Origin of the sequence: Dictyobacter kobayashii, from assembly GCF_003967555.1 — a bacterium.
GTDB classification, from domain to species: Bacteria; Chloroflexota; Ktedonobacteria; order Ktedonobacterales; family Ktedonobacteraceae; genus Dictyobacter; species Dictyobacter kobayashii.
The window spans coordinates 2,821,361-2,839,980 of record NZ_BIFS01000001.1 but is presented as its reverse complement, the minus strand read 5'-3'; the positions used below and the strand labels follow the sequence as shown (position 1 = coordinate 2,839,980).

Annotated in this window: 17 protein-coding genes; 6 read left to right on the top strand and 11 right to left on the bottom strand. The window is 49.3% G+C overall.

Annotated features, from left to right (window positions below):
* The first annotated feature begins 21 nt into the window (after positions 1-21).
* Positions 22-369 (top strand): DinB family protein, encoded by a 348-nt coding sequence (locus EL645_RS12430; RefSeq protein ID WP_161977335.1) that lies wholly within the window; start codon positions 22-24, stop codon positions 367-369.
* Between the two features lie 165 nt (positions 370-534).
* The gene (locus EL645_RS12425) at positions 535-1,350 is read left to right on the top strand and encodes a response regulator (protein WP_126550422.1); all 816 of its coding nucleotides are present in this window, start codon (positions 535-537) and stop codon (positions 1,348-1,350) included.
* A gap of 36 nt (positions 1,351-1,386) precedes the next feature.
* Here the strand turns inward: EL645_RS12425 and EL645_RS12420 are convergent, their stop codons facing one another.
* Both EL645_RS12420 and EL645_RS12415 read right to left on the bottom strand, forming a co-directional pair.
* A complete protein-coding gene (locus EL645_RS12420; RefSeq protein WP_126550420.1) occupies positions 1,387-3,129 on the bottom strand; it encodes a glycosyltransferase family protein in 1,743 nt (580 codons plus the stop codon).
* 152 nt (positions 3,130-3,281) lie between these two features.
* Positions 3,282-4,697: a helix-turn-helix transcriptional regulator gene (locus tag EL645_RS12415; RefSeq protein WP_161977334.1), complete on the bottom strand. Its 1,416-nt coding sequence runs from the start codon at positions 4,695-4,697 to the stop codon at positions 3,282-3,284.
* A 359-nt stretch (positions 4,698-5,056) separates the two neighbouring features.
* On the opposite strand from EL645_RS12415, the gene EL645_RS12410 reads away from it, so the two are divergent.
* The gene (locus tag EL645_RS12410) at positions 5,057-5,935 is read left to right on the top strand and encodes a hypothetical protein (RefSeq protein WP_126550418.1); all 879 of its coding nucleotides are present in this window, start codon (positions 5,057-5,059) and stop codon (positions 5,933-5,935) included.
* Between the two features lie 347 nt (positions 5,936-6,282).
* On the opposite strand, the gene EL645_RS12405 is transcribed toward EL645_RS12410, so the two are convergent.
* The 9 genes from EL645_RS12405 to EL645_RS12370 all read right to left on the bottom strand — a co-directional run bounded on the left by EL645_RS12405 (position 6,283) and on the right by EL645_RS12370 (position 15,217).
* Positions 6,283-6,666 carry a hypothetical protein gene (locus tag EL645_RS12405; RefSeq protein WP_126550416.1) on the bottom strand — a complete coding sequence of 128 codons (384 nt, stop codon included), beginning with the start codon at positions 6,664-6,666 and terminating at the stop codon, positions 6,283-6,285.
* 184 nt (positions 6,667-6,850) lie between these two features.
* The gene (locus EL645_RS12400) at positions 6,851-7,810 is read right to left on the bottom strand and encodes a hypothetical protein (protein WP_126550414.1); all 960 of its coding nucleotides are present in this window, start codon (positions 7,808-7,810) and stop codon (positions 6,851-6,853) included.
* A 167-nt stretch (positions 7,811-7,977) separates the two neighbouring features.
* Entirely contained in the window at positions 7,978-8,286 is a 309-nt protein-coding gene (locus EL645_RS12395) for a 4Fe-4S dicluster domain-containing protein (RefSeq protein ID WP_126550412.1), read from the bottom strand.
* Between the two features lie 38 nt (positions 8,287-8,324).
* Entirely contained in the window at positions 8,325-10,163 is a 1,839-nt protein-coding gene (locus tag EL645_RS12390; protein ID WP_161977333.1) for an NAD(P)/FAD-dependent oxidoreductase, read from the bottom strand.
* A gap of 57 nt (positions 10,164-10,220) precedes the next feature.
* A complete protein-coding gene (locus EL645_RS12385) occupies positions 10,221-10,433 on the bottom strand; it encodes a hypothetical protein (RefSeq protein ID WP_126550408.1) in 213 nt (70 codons plus the stop codon).
* A 400-nt stretch (positions 10,434-10,833) separates the two neighbouring features.
* A complete protein-coding gene (locus EL645_RS12380; protein ID WP_126550406.1) occupies positions 10,834-11,499 on the bottom strand; it encodes a response regulator in 666 nt (221 codons plus the stop codon).
* A 53-nt stretch (positions 11,500-11,552) separates the two neighbouring features.
* Positions 11,553-12,425, bottom strand: coding sequence for a GAF domain-containing sensor histidine kinase (locus EL645_RS12375; protein ID WP_161977332.1), 873 nt, complete (start codon positions 12,423-12,425; stop codon positions 11,553-11,555).
* Positions 12,311-12,751 (bottom strand): hypothetical protein, encoded by a 441-nt coding sequence (locus EL645_RS39265; RefSeq protein ID WP_161977331.1) that lies wholly within the window; start codon positions 12,749-12,751, stop codon positions 12,311-12,313. The genes EL645_RS12375 and EL645_RS39265 overlap by 115 nt, the downstream gene beginning before the upstream one ends.
* 27 nt (positions 12,752-12,778) lie before the next feature.
* Positions 12,779-15,217: an ATP-dependent helicase gene (locus EL645_RS12370; RefSeq protein ID WP_126550402.1), complete on the bottom strand. Its 2,439-nt coding sequence runs from the start codon at positions 15,215-15,217 to the stop codon at positions 12,779-12,781.
* 442 nt (positions 15,218-15,659) lie between these two features.
* On the opposite strand from EL645_RS12370, the gene EL645_RS12365 reads away from it, so the two are divergent.
* From EL645_RS12365 to EL645_RS12355, 3 genes are all read left to right on the top strand, one after another.
* Positions 15,660-16,820, top strand: coding sequence for a M48 family metallopeptidase (locus tag EL645_RS12365; protein WP_126550401.1), 1,161 nt, complete (start codon positions 15,660-15,662; stop codon positions 16,818-16,820).
* Positions 16,821-16,856: 36 nt separating this feature from the next.
* A complete protein-coding gene (locus EL645_RS12360) occupies positions 16,857-17,612 on the top strand; it encodes a DUF554 domain-containing protein (RefSeq protein WP_126550400.1) in 756 nt (251 codons plus the stop codon).
* A gap of 105 nt (positions 17,613-17,717) precedes the next feature.
* On the top strand, positions 17,718-18,596 hold the full coding sequence (locus tag EL645_RS12355; protein ID WP_246035347.1) for a PHP domain-containing protein: 879 nt from the start codon (positions 17,718-17,720) through the stop codon (positions 18,594-18,596).
* Positions 18,597-18,620 lie beyond the last annotated feature (24 nt).

Sequence of the window (18,620 nt, the reverse complement as noted above, 5' to 3'; positions counted from 1 at the left end):
ACTGCCGATGGGGAGTCTCCTTTGCTGATCGCGCACCATTTGTCCTTGATTGAAGCTGTCGCCCTGCAGCAGTTGCAGCGCATTCAGTCTGAAGATAATCCCCAATTTGATACGTTGATTCAACTCCTTCCAGTGGCCACGGAGTCGGGTGATACTATCCTCTCTTTAGAAACGATCCTGGCTGAGATGTCTACTCGTCGTTCTGAGCTCTTCTCCTATCTATCTCAAGTTCCTCTTGCCGATTGGGAGCGTCCCTTTGCCTTTGCCTCATGGGGATCGCGTAAATTTTATCAGCTGGTTAATATGCTGCCTTTGCATGATCGTCAGCATACACGCCAGCTTGCTACAATTCGCTCCTATCAACCATAACTTCAACTTCTTATGCTGTTACTAAATTAATTACCCCATTTGTTCAGGGGCTATACTGAGAATATGAAAGTGTATGAAGCAGACTAACATGTTTTTTTATAAGTAAGTGAGTGGCGCTCACAATTGCTTTTATGTTTGGTGGTTCTGGTTGGAAGGAGTCTTTTTATGCGCTATCCTGATACAGATGATCATCGCTTGCATACGACTGTGGCTACGGAGTCGGTGACTCTTTCTCCTCCGCTTTCAACGAACAACGAAGGACAACATCTGGCTACTGGTGTAGCAGATCGCCGCAGTGTGGCCGAGAGCCCGCCTACAACACAGGTGCGTGTGCTGATTGTTGATGACCATGCGCTGATCCGTGAGGGGCTGAGTCAACTTTTCTCTTTGGAAGATGATATTCAAGTGGTAGGTGAGGCCGTGGATGGTTTTTCGGCCCTGGAGAAGATCCGCCAGGTGCATCCTGATGTGGTGCTAATGGATATTAATTTGCCTGTGGTCGATGGCATTGCGATTACGCGCCAGGTAACACAACAATTTCCAACAGTGGCGGTGATCATGTTGACGATGCATCGTCAGAACCAACAGATTGTGGAGGCGATGCGCAACGGTGCACGGGGTTATCTGTTAAAAAGTGCTACGGCCCGCGATGTGGCCCAGGCGATTCGGACAGTGCATGCGGGTGGTGTGGCTATCTCACCCTCTTTGACCGGGGTGCTGGTTAACGAGTTGCGCCGCCAACCCGAGACGGCCCCTGCCACCGGTCAACATATAGCCCAACTCTCGGAAAAAGAGGTTGAGATTATTCGTTATCTGGCCGCTGGCATGAGCAATAAAGAAATAGCAGAGCGCCTGGCCTATTCTGAAAAGACTGTAAAAAACTATCTTTCGATTATCTTCCAGAAACTTCATCTGCGAGATCGTACCCAGGTAGCTATTTTTGCTCTCCGCCAGGGGCTCCTACCCGACGAGGACGTTTAAAGCGAGCACCGCGGGCTATTTTGTTCTCCCTGCTTATTATTTTGTGGCTGGCGTGGGACGGTGAAATTGTGGTTTGAGCATGTATAACACATAGCCATCAATTTCGTAACGCGTAAAACGTCCAGGGGCCGTTGTATTGATCCAATGTTCAACTTTTGGTAAACAGTTGTATTGGGGCATGGTGAGATTGAGATCTTTAGCGCATAACCAGGAGGCGTTCCAGCCATCCTGATCAACGGCCGCGCGGAACTCTTTGACGCGATTATGATTCCCATCCATGTTTTTGTCGACGACGGCACATAAAATACGTTCTTTACTAGCAAAAGCCAGGCTATTACAGGTCCAGTAGTCGGTGTAGATGCGTGTAGCCCCTAGTTTGATCAGGTGGTTGGCCAGATCCTGGCGTTTATAATTGGCTGCCTGAGCCTTTGGCACTTCCAGGAATGTCATCACGGTGCCAATAACCAGAATAACTGCCATCGTGGCTAATAGTAAACAACCAGCGTAAGAGCCAGGCTTTGACCAGCTACTGGCCCATTGCAATCGGGTCACTGCAGTCCAGAGTGGAAAGACGATCGTCGCTGGTGTCAGAACAATCAGGCTGATAATGTAGCGCGCATGATAGCCCGGTTGATCATTAGGACCTGAGCTGAGGATATAGGCGATCAGGATCAGGATGGCGGTGATGACCATAAAAAGATGGGTGGTGTTGCGTACCCGGGCCTGGTGATAAACTCGCCCCTCCATCTCTGTGCGACGACGCTTTAGTTGTTGCAGAGCCAGGATAGCCAGGCAGAGAGAGGCGATAATGACCAGCACATAACCGATGCTCCAACTGGACTGAACGATGGCGCAACTCAGGGTTCTGGGTGTGTTGTCTCCCAGGAAAGGATATTCGATGACCGGGCAGAAGGGAAATCCGGTGGCGGTGGGCAGGCTGACCTGGAAGGTCTCGACGGTATTGTGCCAGATTCCCGGGTTGACTTGCGATGGGCCGCTCAGGAACATAGCAAAGAGGACCTGAAAGATGTTTTTGCCGACTTCGTTGCCATGGATGATTGAGGGCAGTATGCCGATAAGTCCCATCAGGATGGCGACCAACCAGCCACCCCAGATAAAGACTTCGCGCCAGCAGAAGATGATGAGTAGCAATGTAGCCATCGCGAGGATCGGGAGCATAACCATATCGCTCCAGACACCCACACCAATGACTAGTCCATATGCTGCATAACCCGTCAAGCGCAGGAATCTGGTGCGCCGCGAGACCTGTGGATCGTAGGTGTAGGCGAGCCGAGCTGCTAGCAACAACGAGAGCGTACCGAAGAGCAAGGTCTCTGCAGATCCTCCGGTGGCTATGGTCTGCCGCGTCAGGTAAGGGATCGAGCCTACGCTAAGGATGGCCAGTGTAAGCAAGGCGATCTTTCTGCTAAAAATAAAACTGGTGAGCAGATAAGCAACAATGAAGAAAAGTCCTACCAGCAAAATCACGCCCAGTCGCAAGGCCACGATGGATGGTCCACCGCTAATTTGATAAAAAAGGGCCCCTAAATAGGCTTCGATCACTCCCATGTAGTCTTGCCCATAGTAGATCAGCGGTCTCTCTCCATGATAGGCGATATTACTTGCCATCACAGCCATTGTGCCTTCATCACTATTGGTAGGGGGCCAATTGAGAGCCACAAGGATGATGCGTAGACCAATGGCAAAGATGATGATCGCCGCTGCTGATAGACTATAAATGTTAAGTTTTTGAGACTTCAATACATGAACACCTGGCACCGGTGCCTCCTCAAATTCAACAGCATGTTTGAATACATTACTTCTTTGTAAATGACGATACATAGCGGTATGAGCGTCTCCATTCTACTGAATGTAAGCTCAAGCGTCAAGGAAGGTATGGGATCTTGTCAGGAATTTATGCATGTTTTCTGTTATACCCAACCCTGAGTCGTAGCAACCAGGATAGCCTGAGCCCGATCCTTTACCTGAAGCTTTTGCATAATATGATGAACATGTGCCTTTACCGTCTCATTTTTGATGGATAGTTTTTGCGCGATTTCGTGGTTTGTTCGCCCTTCTACAAGAAGACGTAAAATTTCATATTCTCGTCGCGTTAATTCTGTGCTGGGAGTGGTCAGCGGAAAACTGGCCTCGATGGTGGTTCCTGTTCCTGGCTGGCTATGTAGTTGCCAGCGACCTCCCACCTCCTGTACGCGTTCACGCATAGTAGATAGCCCCATATGGGATGAAGTTATATCGTGTTTGCCTTCTCCAGCCTGGCTGGCTGGCTCACTTCCTTTTGGGACTGGTGTTGATAGGTGTTGAGTCGGTAACCCTATACCATCATCCCTGATGCTGATAATGTATAGGTTGCTTTGAATGTACATGTCCACCCATATTGCAGTAGCACGCGCGTGTTTGTAGATATTTGCCAGCGCCTCTTGTAGCAGCCGGAAAATTGGTACCTCTAATCGCTCTGGTATTTGCTGTATAGCTGTCAATTCTGCTTGCATACTGATGCCAGGATTATGATTTCTATACTGATTGAGCAAGTTAGTAACAGCTTCGAAAAAGGTGTGGCGCTCGAGTTGTATCGGGCGCAAGGCATTGATACTGGTACGCAGTTCTTGCAAACTTTCTTCCAATAAGGTTGCTGCTCTATTGGCCTCTACACTGGCGGCCTGGGATTGTTGCCGTTCTAGCAAGCGTTGTATAAATTCCAGTTTATAGAGTGTAAAAGCGATCTGTTGGGCTACGCTATCATGCAGATCGCGGGCAATGCGTTGACGCTCTTGCTCAATCGCGATATGCCTTTCTCTAGTCCTTTGCTGTTGGGCATAGAGAATTTGACCGGCGATATTTCCTTGATAGGTTAACAGTAGCCCCCGATCGTCCAGCAATGTATTGTGATCGGACAGAGAGAGAGCTACCAATCCGATCAGTGTTTTATGGCAATTGAGCGTAATAAGTAAAATTGTTTGTTGGTTCAACTGGATTGTATCTAAGGTGGCTCCGGGCCCGCGTAATGACAGCTGCTCAATCTCTTGACCATTGAGGCTACTTGAAAGTGCGCCACAGGGCAACTTCTCTCCCTGATGGGCAACCGCGATAAAATGTTGCTGGGCCGCATGATATAGAAGGAGACAGGCGCCTTCCGCCTGGATCGTGCGGCGCATGTGTGTAAGAATATGTTGTCTGAGCTCATCAGGCTCCATATCTATGCCTAATACGAATCCCATTTCATAAAGATCCGCCAGGCTAGCCAGGCTATACATCACCTCTGGCAATGTTCCTGTTGAGGGTGATGATGGTGGAGAGGTATTAATTGATCTATCTGTTTTCTCCATTATATGCTTCCTCTCTGTAGGCCATTCAATCCTATTTCCATCATACTCACCTGGCAAAGAGTTGTTTTTGTCACCTGGAAAGACATCCATACGTAAGAAAGATAGTAGTTTATATTGGAGTGTAAGTAGAGCGTTTCACTACTTCCATTAGCCGCCAGAGGCGGCTGCCCTTAACAATCTCGCGCAATTATCCTTTGTATGGAACGTTGCGAGCATTTTTGTTATATAGTGAAACAGCAATATTTGACACTGGGATCACTCTGATAGTATGATAGCTTTCGATACAGTTTTAACGCTAAACTGTGATATCTTCCTGTAATGTTGGCAAGTATGCCACACAGAGAGAGAAAGGATTGCTCATGGCCGCCGATGGTGAACAGCCAGCGTCGCGAAGACGCTCAAGAGGAATGACTGGCAGTCAGAATCCCCATCCCTCGGTGTATCCGCGACCAATGAGTCGCTCCGATGCATCACCACATACTGATGGTTACCGTTTTGATGAGGGGATGATTGATCCACCTCGTTCTAGCTCTAGCGTTGTGCGTTTTACTAATACCCAACCACCGCGTTATCCTAATCCACAAACGGGTACTTCTCCCGTTCCGGCCAGGCGCCAGGGGATGACCAAGGATTTGCCGCCTCAGATGCGTTCGACAGGGCACACAGGCCGGCAGCCACGTCTTCCTATGCAACCGCCTCAGGCTTATACAACGTCGGGTGCTAAAACGACCAGGCCATCGAAGACACCGATAAAAGAGAAATCGCCTCGTCGTGTGCACTGGCTCTTACCAGCTGGTGTTGGCATGGTGGCTATGCTGGTTCTCTGGGTGCTTGGTAGCACGGCTCTCTCGTGGGGAATTGAGCGCTACAATGATTTTAAATATGGCTATCCTCGTACTTTTCAGACAGATGCAGTTGTAGGTCATAATGATAGCCCGACACATAAGAGCCACTTTATTGCGATAAATTATAATCATCAAGCGATTATTACAGAATGGATGGGTGGCGATACCGGCTCTAATAAAGCAGTGATCTATGTAGTTAATTTGATGAATAGTGATAATGATGATCTGGCGCCCGTAACCCTTGATTTTAAGGATCTCAACGGTGACAATAAACCAGATATGATTGTTCATGTTCATCTTTCTAATCAGGATCAAGTCTCTGTTTTCATCAATGATGGGAAGAAGTTCCGGCCAACTAATGCTAACGATAAGTTTACCGCGCCGATCAATTAGGTACTTCCATGCCCTGAAAACGCTCTGACTGCTTTTTAAGTTATGCCTGGTCTTTATTAATGGAGCAAACTCCTCTTTCCCTTGTTTTGATTGTTAAGATCAAACGGAGAGGATTATATAGATAAATATCTATATAAAATATGGATGCTTTGCTACAGAGGAACTTTGTTTTCTCTTGTTTGTGTAGCCATCTCTTTCAGTGAATTATAGGAAGATGTTCAGTGGAGATGAAAATAGCGATCCCTCACAATCGCTGACCGGGGGCTATTGAGTAGTAGCCTTATTTTTATGGCCTGACGATATGAGGGATAGCATATCTTTCGTTATTTGAGTTGTCTGGTGTGCTTTTATATCTCAAAGATGCGACTGTAATGTTCAGACACAATCTCGGCCGGGAAGTAGCGCAACAGATTAACCGCGATAAGCGTAAAAGCAATCCAGTCAAATCCTGCATCCAATGGCACTCCCAGTATTGTTCCTACCACTGGCAAGATTGTGCTCAAGATGGTTTCATTAATGGCGTCTGGGAAGAGCAAGATGGCCACAATCGCTACAATGGACCCCACGAAGAGCGATTTTTTGAATACCGATACTCTCTTGTCTACCATCAATGCTTTAACTAATTTTGCTGTTTTAAAGCCATGAAAAAAAATGTCCAGACGTTTGGGATGGGCTAGCTTGCGAGCTAACTGATCACCAGGGTAATTTTGTTCTGCTGATTGTTGTAGCATATCTTTTTCCTCCTGCTAAACGCTCCATAGGTAATACGAGCAAGAGTACATTCCGGTTTTATCGGGTGTTTCGATTGGGCTAAGCTTTTATTGATATACCCTGACATATATTGCTTTGCTACGCTCTGGTAGATCGAACATCCTTGACTCTAGTCGTTCATCATTCTTCTTCTTTTTGTGGACGTTAGTGTCGGAAAAAGGTGGGTATAAGTAATTGAGCCGCGTAGACCAGGTGCCATACGGTAAGGCCAAAAGTGAGCAGCACCAGCAGGACATGGAAGATACGCCAGTAACGAATCAGTGCGCGATAAAATTGTTCGCGTTGTAAAGCATACTGGACGTGTTGTAGCTCTTCGATCTGCTCATTGTATCCAGGAAGTAGCGCTCCAGGTTGGGCCAGTGCGCTTTTTTTGTCTGGCACAAAGCGATATTGCTGACTATTGCGGCTAACCTCCTGAGGGGTCTCCTCTAATGAGATATAGGCAATATCCCAGGAACTGGGTAGCGAGGAACCTCCCAGGCTAACGGGATCTGGTGTGACAACCTGGGCTGATAATGGGGTGACAGAACGCGTGCCAGCATTCGTGGCCCGGAATGTTTGCAGATTCTGAGTATTGTGCGCCACAATATCCTGGACGTTGCGCGAGATATGCTCAATGCGGTCCTCGCCTTGTTCGGTGAGGGCCTTCTTGACTTCTTTTGAGATCTGCCTGGGCACAAAGCGATCAATTAATCTTCCCACAAAGCCGCTTAATACCAGGGCTATCATACCGTAGAGAGCATAGGTACCGGTACGAGGATTAAAGTTACCAAAGGAATGCATGAATAAGACTACCATGGCCAGGACGCCAAAGCAGATATGCCAGTTTAAGGACTTATTGAGCTGTCCCACTTTACGCTGGCGAGAGCGTCTGGAGCGCGTATACATAAAGGTCGCCAGTAACATAAAGGTGGTTCCAAGGATAGCATAAGTATAACCAGCCAGACTATCGGGGGTGAGGTCCGTGCTGAAATGGGAGTAGACAAAGAGGCTCAGAATAAAGATGAGGGTCAAGATCAGCGTTACAAACCATGTATTTAGCCATGGTCGGCCTGTATCAAAAAAGAACCAGGGATAACCCTTCTCATCATTTAGTCTTTTCATATAATTCCTTATTCCTTCCTCTTGTACATGAATATAGGTGGTTTCGCAGGGCTTTTTCATGTTCCTCTTTGGCGCCTGCCGCACGGGGTTGAGAGGGTGGAGTGTGTGTGGTGGCCGCCCGCCCACCACACACACTCCACCCCTGAAAGAATGTACAGCCCGGGCACTTATGCTTCTTCCATGCTGCTCAGAAGCCGTACCTTCAGCCAGAGCATCATCGCATCCCGGTGCAGCCCGACCGGGCAGGGCGCAACACAGGCTCCACATTGATAGCAGGCACGGGTAAAGCGCGCGACAGGCTCTGAAATAGGACCTGATAGGGTCTCGCGATTGAGCATGTCGATGGTGATTGGCTCAGCCAGTGCCGGACATGCCAGCAGGCATTCATTGCAGCCAATACATGCCTGGATCTCTTGTCCAACCTGTGGCCTGGTCTTGTGAAGGATGATGGCGTTGGGTTTCAGCATTCTTAGCATTCGTGGGTTGCTCCTTCAATCCTATCTGGTTCTCTCTTTTAATCGATATCTTGCGATTGATCGATATAAGCCCAGAGTTTATAGTTGAGTGGTTTCTTTTCACTCGGGTTGAGTGCTGCCTCGGGTCTACGATTGATCTTTGATAGCTGGTGACCCTGAGGTGGCGTAAAAGGCTCTTCTACCAGTTGCCGTGTCTGACGCATCAATGATAGAGCATCAGTGACTTGAGGCAGAGATACTAGATCATCTGTATGGGTCATGGCAACATCCGGTAAATTACCTGTAAAGGGATTGATCTCATCTTCGTTATGAATGGGTAGCGCAGGCATGGCGGCGGCGGGCATGCGCGCAGGCTGCTCTACCACCCTACGCTGTTGTAGCGGATCAATCTGTGGTTGCTGCGAGGGCGGCGGCAACTGCCTGGTGGCGCGTGGATTTACCTGTTGTGGTTCAGGGAAGGAGAAGAACTCGTCTGTATTGGGCAGTAGCCCTGGTGTTTCGACTTCCTCTCGTCTCATTAACATTGGCAACTTTTGCTCAAGCAGATTTCTAGTGGCCCGCGAGCGCTGATGCGAGAGATAGGAGCGTGAGTCGAATTGGCCCTTCAATAAAGGTTTAATTACATTGCGGATCGAGACGCCTTCATCTATCAGGCGCTTGATTGCCAGGCTATCCGGCTGTGTGTTGCCAAGAGAGAGATATCCGACCAGCAGGTCATCTAACATGGTAATGCGCCGGTAGCCGCCCTGACTGGTATCTGTCAGGGTGGTCACGCGAGGATCTTTGCTGATAGGCTCTCCTACGGTCAGCATTGATAACTCTCCCAGGTGGGTGGCATGCCATTGGACCCCGAATGGCTGTTGGGCCAGCTCTTTGTGCCCTACCATCATTGAGCCTGCGATACGTCCCTGGGCAACGGCTGCATACCATTGGGCCCGTGGTTCATAGCTGCCGGTCTGAGGATTTTTGAGGGCCGCTACGTCGCCGGCGGCATAGATATCGCGGACACTGGTGCGCAATTTATCGTCGACCATGATGCCGTTTTTATGCATCATGGGCACGGTACAAGTTTGTGCCAGTTTGGTAGCTGCCTGGGTACCAGTGCAACTCAAGACTAATTGACAGGGGATCATCTCTTGATGGTTAGTTATTACCCCCGCTACGGCCCCTACACGCCCGATAATGCCTGTTACTTCAGTCTCCAGGTGTATGACCGCCCCAGCCCGCCGAACGTTGTTCAGCACGATCTCAGAGGCTTGCTCATCCAGGATACGCCCCATGAATGTCTTACCTCGAATGAGCCAGTGGGTACGAATACCCCAGTAGAGTAGACCCATTACCGTTTCAATGGCATGTACACCACCGCCAATTACCGCTGCTTCATTGATTTCTCCCAGCCGTCGGCGCAGATCCAGGTAATCTTGTAGACGGTGCAGGGTCAGCACACCATCAAAATTGCGGCCAGGGGTACGTTCTGGTAGACCCTGAGGAGTGCTGCCGGTGGCAATTAATAGCGAATCATAGCCAAAGCCACGATTGCCGCTTAAGGTTATATATTTACTTTGTGCGTGGATCTCGCTTACACGTGAAGTCACAATATGGATGCGTTCCAGACGTTCGGTTCCTGCTGGATAGGCCAACAGTTGCTCACGCGTGAGCTTACCTACCGCAAATTGTTTTAAGGCAGGCGTATTGATGGTGGGATGGATCTGATCTGTGACGATTACGATGCGCTTCTCTGGAGCCAGGCGACGCGCTTCGATAGCGGCCGTCAGACCCGCAATGCCATTGCCAATGATTACAATATCTGCACGGTCAAGGGTAGGGCTATTGCTATTTTGTACTGGTACTATTTTTCTATCCGAATCGTTAATCACAATCTCACATCCTGACCATTTAAGGGAAAACGCTTTGTATGGGCTGTGTTTAATCCCTTAGTCTACATCTACGGCTATCAAGGTTCCATCGGCGGCTCGCATGTAATACACATCGGTATGCGCTCGTTCGTTGAGGTGGCGGCGCATATGCGATTCTGCCCCCAGGCAACGTTCATTACATTGGAAATGTTCAAGCATGCCATCAGCTGTCTTTAACATAAAACTATGGTCGGAACTCATGCTAACGATGGTTCCCGATGCCTGTTCCATGCTGGGACCATGTGTTATTGCTATTCCTATGCCTTTCACAATTCCAATTGCCGCTAGCGAAAGGATGGCAATAAGCAAGAATACAGATATAAAGGCTGTTGAGCGCGAAACTATCATGTTCAACTGTCCTAGCGTCCTTCTTGGGATGGAATGTCTGATTGGTATATGCCAATATTCCATTGATGAAGGACATAAAATTTATTGGCCTAACCGCTTATTACTACGTGGTATTGTATATCATGCTGTTTCGGAGTTCCGGACTTATGGCGAAAATTAGCCTAAATTTCTTATGGTCCGGTTAATGTTTATTGGCTTCGGATGGGCGCCAGGTGTTATAACGTGGATAGGCCGTAATGGGGAGTTTAGGGAATTCAGTTTGCATAACATAACAACCTGGGCATCATTCACCCAGGTTGATGAGTCCTCTTTGTGCTGCGAGGGCTACCGCTTCTGTGCGATTGGTCGCACCTAATTTGCTCATAATTGAGCTGACATGGAATTTGGCGGTGCGTTCACTGATGATTAACTGTGCCGCTATCTCTTTATTTGGCATGCCCTGGGCCAGGAGCCGTAGCACTTCTAGTTCACGCTCAGTCAAATCTTCCACCTGTGGTATAGCATCAAGTGGGCGCACAGGCGTCATCCTTTGTTTTCCAACGTGGCGCAGTAACTTGGAGGCGACAATAGGCTGAAGCATTGAACCACCGCTCATGGTGACGCGAATGGATTTAAAAATCTCGTTACGTGGTGCTTCTTTGAGCAGATAGCCATCGGCTCCGGCCTGGAGCGCATGGATGATTCTTTCGTCATCATCAAAGGCTGTAAAGACAATCACGCGCGGCCTCTGCGCTAATTGTGATAACTGGCGCATGGTCTCTACCCCATCTTTCACAGGCATTTCAAGATCAAGTAAGAGCATATCTGGTTGCAGGCGGGCTGTGGTTTGTAAAACTTCTTCTCCATTTGCGCATTCAGCGATGACTTGAAAGTCTGGTTGTGTCTCCAATAAAGTATGAAGGCCTTCACGGACAATGGGATGATCATCAGCCAGTATAATACGGATCATTCTTTTGCCTTTCAGCTGCGATGCGGAGCCACTGAAGTCTTACCCGTTATTGGTTAATAGGGTATAGAAACTTCGATGCATGTGCCGGTGCCGGGCTCGCTAAGAATACATATGCTGCCACCTAAGATGCGAACTCGTTCTCCCATGCCGGTTAGTCCAAAGTGTCCTGTGTTTGGCCCATTGTGCTGTGGCACATTGTCTGGCTCGAAACCATCTCCATCATCTTGAATGCGCAGGCTAATCCACTGCTCTTCGGCGATGAGGCGCATTTCAATGTGCCGGGCATTGGCATGCTTACGGACATTGGTTAATGCTTCCTGGGCAATGCGATACAAGCCGGCTTCAATGCGTGCTGGCAGGGCTGGAAACTGTGGCATAGGTGTATAGCTGTATTGTACAACAGGAAATGGCTCTACGGTAGCCAGGGTGGCCAGGGCTTCGGGCAAGGTATGCTCCTGCAATGGCGCGGCCCGTAGATCCATGACTGAGAGGCGCGCTTCTTCCAGATTTTGACGCGTCAGACTGAGGGCACGCTGGATGGCTTCATGGGTACGTTCGGGACGTGTTTGAATCAATGCATCCGCGGTCTCTAATTGCAAGGCAATGGCGGCCAACCCCTGGGCCATAGTATCGTGGATCTCGCGAGCCAGGCGGTTGCGCTCTTCGGTCGTGGCCAGTCGAGCGGCCGCCCTGGTATGTTCAGCCGAGAGGCGGGCCCGCTGCAGGGCCAGCCCAATTTGATCGCTGATGATGTGTAATAGTTGCAATTCATCAGGTCGTAGCTCACGCCAATCCTCGCTGGCTACGTTCATTACGCCCAGTAGGGTTGGGCCCGCATAGATCGGTACGCTGGAGTGGAAGCGCAAACCCAGAGCACTGGGATCGCTATCGCGCTCAGCGTTTTTAAGGCGGCTACAGCGGAGCACATTGATATTGGAGGCCCCTCTACGGTTCCTTCCATATATGTGTCCAGGCAGAGGCATGAGCCACACATACGTTCGGGGTGATCCGCCAGGTAGGGTGGGAGATGCTGTGATGCAGCGACAATGGGATCGCCCCTGTCATCAAAGATCCAGACCCAGGCTGTACGAAGCCCCAGTAATTGGGTAACATGGGCCAGCACTTCTTGCAGCGCATCGTGTACATCCACCTGGCGATTCAGGTAGCCCGCGATGGCATAAAGCACCGCGAGCTCACGATTGCCATTGAGCAATGAAGAAGCTTCGCTTTGTTCTGATGGTTGCTGTTGCATGATTCTTACCTGAATAGCTGCCTTAAGCTACGAAAGTTTGTCGAGGTGGGCAAAGTCCAGGCTGAGACGTTTCTTGCCGTGTTTGCCCGGAAATTGTACCTCGACGAATTCGGTACCGGACTCCATCTCACTTTTCAGGATAATACCATCTCCAAAGATGTTATGACGTACACGATCGCCAGGCTTGAAGCGTTGTACTTTAGCTTTGGCTGGTTCCGCATTGCTGAAATTGCTGGCGGCAGGAAAGTTACCCCTGCTTTTAGGAGCTGAAGGCAAAGATGAGTAACCGCGTGTGGACGATGTAGTAGGATTGCTGCCCCGACCAAAGACGCGTCCACCAGTATCCCCATATGGATCTTGATTAAAGTCATCTTCCCAGTTGTACCCACGCTGCACATTGCGTCCCTGTGTACGATTGCCGTAGGTACCCTGTCCACTGCTGGTATTTGTTTTTGGCGTTACGCCCCCACCACGTTTGGCGATCAATTTGGGGGGAATATCGTCCAGGAAGCGTGATGGTTCTGTATATTGCGTCTCACCAAATACTGAGCGGCGGCGAGCACGGATCAGGTAGAGCCGATTCATGGCGCGCGTAAAGCCGACATAGGCCAGGCGACGTTCCTCTTCTACCTGCTCGGGTTTGTCGATAGAGCGCGAATGGGGCAATGAACCCTCGTCCATTCCCACGATAAAGACCACTGGATATTCCAACCCTTTTGCGGCATGGAGAGTAATCAAGGTAACAGCATCGGTGGTCTCTTCGCGTATCAATGAGCCATCTTCTCCCGACTGAACCGTGTCAGCGCCCCCAACCAGGGCCACGTTCTCCAGGAATAACTCCAGGGCGGAGCGTGTCTCGATCTCGGAGTAATCTTCGGCCACACGGCGCAATTCCAGTACGTTGCCCCAGCGATCCAGTTCTTCTCCTTCAGAGGCGGCCCGTAACTCTGGACCATAGCCACTGCGTTCAGCAATGCGATCCAGCAGTTCTGGCAGATGGAGTTCATCGATAGCGCCTTGTAAGTCTTTGATCAGTTTGTGAAAGGTCTCCAGCGCGTTTTTGGCGGCCTTGCCCAGTGTGGGATGGGCCTGAATGCTTTCCAGAGCGATATATAGCGAGCTTGACTGCCGATTGGCCCATTGCTGCAACTCTCCGACTGTCTTAGGGCCGATTTTTCGGTTAGGGACATTGATGACTCGTAGCAAGCTTAGATCATCATTAGGATTGGCGAGCAGGCGCATATAGGCCAGCATATCTTTGATCTCTTTACGATCATAGAACTTGCGGCTACCGATCACTTTGTATGGGATATTCATGCGCAGGAATTGTTCTTCCAGGGCGCGGGACTGGGCGTTGGTACGATACATGACGGCAACATCGGTGCGTTTTGCGATCTCGCCGCGGGCCAGCAGGCGCACAATTTCCTGAGCTGCGTAGAGGCCTTCCTGCTCTTCGTTATAGGCTTCATGGACAATGATCTTTTCGCCATCCCCCTGGGCGGTCCACAGTTTCTTATCTTTACGTAGACTATTGCGTTTAACGATCCCCTGGGCCGCATCCAGAATAGTCTGGGTGGAGCGATAGTTCTGTTCCAGTAGAATAATTCTAGTATGTGGGAAGTCGCGCTCGAAACGCAGGACATTCTCCGCGCTGGCTCCCCGCCAGGTGTAAATCATCTGATCATCATCACCCACTACACAGACATTCCCCAGTCCTTCGTGGAGGCTATCGGTTCCATAGCCGAGCAGGCGAATAAGCTTATACTGGGGCAGATTGCAGTCCTGGAACTCGTCAACGTGAATGTACTGCCAGCGACGTTGATAGCGTTTGAGGACCTCGGGCTCACGCCTCCAGAGTTGCTCGGTGAGCATGATCAGATCGTCAAAATCGACGCTGTTATTCTTGCGCATCATCTTTTGATAGACTTTAAAGACACGTGCGGCCACTTCTTCAATATATTTTGTAGCGAGCTCGGCCATCTGGTCTGGACCATGCATATCATTCTTAGCGCGTGAGATCAGTGCCTGAATGGTAGCCGGGCGGTATTGCTTCTCGTCCAGGTTGAGTTCCTTAATGGCCTGCTTGAGCAGGGTATTCTGATCATCGGTATCCAGGATAACGAAGGATCGTGACAGTCCCAGTGGTGCCAGGTGTTCGGCCTCGGTACGCAGAACACGGGCGCAGATAGCGTGGAAGGTTCCGATCATCATTTCTTTGGCTTCGTTGACACCCACCAGCTTTTCCATACGCTCGCGCATCTCGCGGGCCGCTTTATTGGTGAAGGTAACCGCCAGGATACGCCATGGTGAAACCTGTTCTTGCTGGACGAGGTGGGCAATACGATGGGTGATTACGCGTGTCTTGCCACTACCAGGTCCCGCTAAAATTAAGACTGGTCCCTCGGTTGTCGTCACGGCCTCTTGCTGTGGTTGATTGAGACCGGCTAATAAATCTTGTTGTTCCAACGTCACCACCCTCCATATCGCGAAGTAACAGAAATGTTGTATCAGGCATGAAAAAATAAAGTCATTTGCTATATATAATGCATTCGGTTTGCAGCCAGCTTGCTCCAGTTCTCAAAATCCGGGCAGGTTGTCGTGAAAAGCTAACGCTGGCTACAGTTATGAATAGTATTGGATCTGTTGGTTGGCTGTGTGTATCAGTAGATTGAATCGACGCTATTGTACCACAGATGCATAGCTTGTTGTGGTAGTTAGAGATAGATGGCTGTGAGGAAGTTGTGAGGTTCTATTGACGGCTGGAGCTTCTATTTATGTCTGTATCTAGCTTGGTTTCATATGCTATAGTTGTGTTGGTATATATCATCCTTCATATTGAGTGGCATCGCCAATTACTCACTAACTTACAAAAAATCTGATATGCATCCCTTTATGGAAAGGTCATGCTGTGCAACAAATCAATGTTGAGAGGCAACAGCGCTTGCGTGCCTATCGTGCTGCCCGTAGTACCCTTGTGCGCCTGCTAGGTCTGCCCTTTGCTATTCTTCTGGGTTCTCTCGTTTGTATCGATCCTGTGCACTCTATAAGCCTGATAGGTCTGGTCGCCTCATTATGGCATCGCTGTATGGCTTTATTTGCCTGGCAGCCTATCAGCAACTGGTATCCCGTGCCGGTATTATTGAGCTATTTATTATGTATGTTCTGTCTGGAAATCATCTATCTTCCCTTATATTGCTATATCGATTATGGTCTTAAGCGCTACCATCGCATACCAACCTTCTCGCTGCGGACCTGTATCTGGCGCCATTGCCGGGCCCAGGGACGGCTAGTGGTGAAATGGGCCGTGCTGGTCCAGGTTATCTATGTGTTGTGTGCTGAGTTACAGGAATGGTGGTGGTGCGGCTTCGTCTGCTTTCAGTTGCTGCTGGATATTTGTTGGGAACAATATAAGCCACATATCCTGGCCCGTGCTTACACTTTGACTCCTTTAGCTGACGGTGAACTCAAACAGCGCCTTCAGCTCTTAATGCGGCGCCTTTCTACCTCTGTACGCGGCATTTATATTCTGAAAAAGCCTGGTGTCAAAGTGGCGCCTAATGCCTTTGTGATCGGCTGGGGCTGGACGCGCCGCATCGGTATCGTTCATACCATGCTGGAACGCTTCTCGCTAGATGAGATTGAGGTCATTCTAGCCCATGAGCTGGCCCACCATATCCATTTTGATATCTGGCGGCGCATCCTGGCCAGGGCTGGCGTGCGCACCATCGCCTATTATCTAATTGCCATGCTGATGCTTGGATTGGTCGATATCCCAATCTATCTTTTTGATGGCCTCTCTGATAGCGCAACAGTCCCCTTTATCTTGAGTCTTTTTGTGCTATCGTGGTTGCTAACAACCACGATTATTAATAGTTATAGCCGTACGATGGAATATCGCGCGGACGAATTTGCTTTGCGTACGACTGGCTTGCATATGGCTTTTAAAAGCGCCATGGTGCGCCTGGCAAATATTAATGAGATTCTGGCCCATGAGGATAGCAATTCCAGCCATCCTTCGATTGTGAGCAGGATTCGCCATGCCGAGGAGTTTGCGGCTCGCCATGCCTGATCATAATTCCAGCCTGTGTGGAGGACTTTTCTTAATATGACGGGAACATTGATTAATTTTGCTACAGTGATGATAGGAGGGGTACTGGGCCTGCTGATTGGAGAGCGCTTACCCGACCGCATCAAAACCATCGTAATTGCCTCTATCGGTCTGATCACCGTGGTAATGGGTATCTCTTCAGGTATTTCCACTAAGAATGCACTGATCCCTTTGCTGGCTGTGGTAATCGGCTCTGTGATTGGTGAATTAATAGATATCGATAAAAGAATTAACTGGCTGGGTGATTGGCTGAAAAAGCGTTTTAGTCGTCCCGATAGTCAACATAATGTGAACTTTACTACGGCCTTCGTGATTGCCAGCCTACAGTTCTGTGTAGGACCTTTGACTATTCTGGGCTCCATCAACGATGGTTTAACTGGCGATTATCGCTTACTAGCGATCAAAGCCGTGCTGGATGGTTTTTCGGCCATTATTTTCGCCAGTAGTTTTGGTATCGGAACGCTCTTCGCGGGCGCTACCATTTTAATTGTCCAGGGAGGAATCTCTTTGCTCGCTGGCCTGGTCAAACCGCTACTAGTCTCTGATCCCCACCTCAGCATGGCCCAGCAACCGCGCGTGATTGAACTTGCGGCCGTTGGTGGTGTCATCCTGGTTGGTCTGGCCTTAAACATCCTTGATATCAAGCGCATCAAAGTCGCCAACATGCTACCTGCCTTAATCGTAGCCCCCCTGATCGTGGCCCTCCTCAACATTTTTGGTATCCCGATCGACTTTGGCCTCGGTGGACATTAAGTACATATTGTTGGCTGGCATAAAACTGATCTTGTGGTACGATTATAGATAAGAAGAGTACCAGTTTTTATTCATTGTCTATGTTCTCTCTTAAAGGAGTTTGTCTTGGCTCGTCTGACTACAACTGTAACACTACGTCCCGATTCTGCTGTCGATTTTCATATGCATACCACTTATAGCGATGGACGTTGGCCAGCCCAGCAGGTGATTGATTTCCTGGCGAAAGAAAAATTTGACTTGATCGCTGTGACCGACCACGATCGCGTTGATAAGGTGGCTGAAATACAAGCTCTTGGTGCGGCCCAAAGCTTACCTGTGTTATCAGGTGTCGAGATGAGCACTGAATGGAACGGCTCTGTTGGCAATGGGCGGATGGGTGATATGCTCTGCTATGGCTTTGATCCTGAGCAAAACGAACTATCTTCTCTGACAGAGCGTGTGGTGCGGCGTCAGCTAGAAAACACGTATGAGGTTAACGAGAAATTACGCAGTATGGGTTATGATTTCCCACGTCAGGAAGAGCTCCTGGCAGCCAATGGTGGCAAGCTGCGTTTTCCGGCTGATAATGCCATGCTGTTACGCGAACATGGACACGTTCCTAGCTGGCATGCTGGCATTCAGAAGATGAAAGAGGCTGGATTTTACTCGGTGCGTTCGGATATGGCCGAGACGGTTGAGGCAGTTCATCGCAGTGGTGGTGTTTGTGTGATCGCCCACCCGGGTCGCCGTGAAAATGGCTTTACTTTCTATGATATTGCTCTTTTAGATCAATTACGCGCAGAAATTCCTATCGATGGTATTGAAATGTATCATCCTTATCATAGCCAGGATATGGTTAAAGCCTATATCGAATATGTTGAAAAACACGATCTACTGGGCACTACTGGTTCTGATTCGCACTTCATATCAGGTCGCATGCCTATCAAACATCGCGCAGAAATCAGCCGTCGTTTCCTGGAGCGTGTTGGCGTCCACGTAGAATAAAAAATATAGTCAATAAAGAATGGG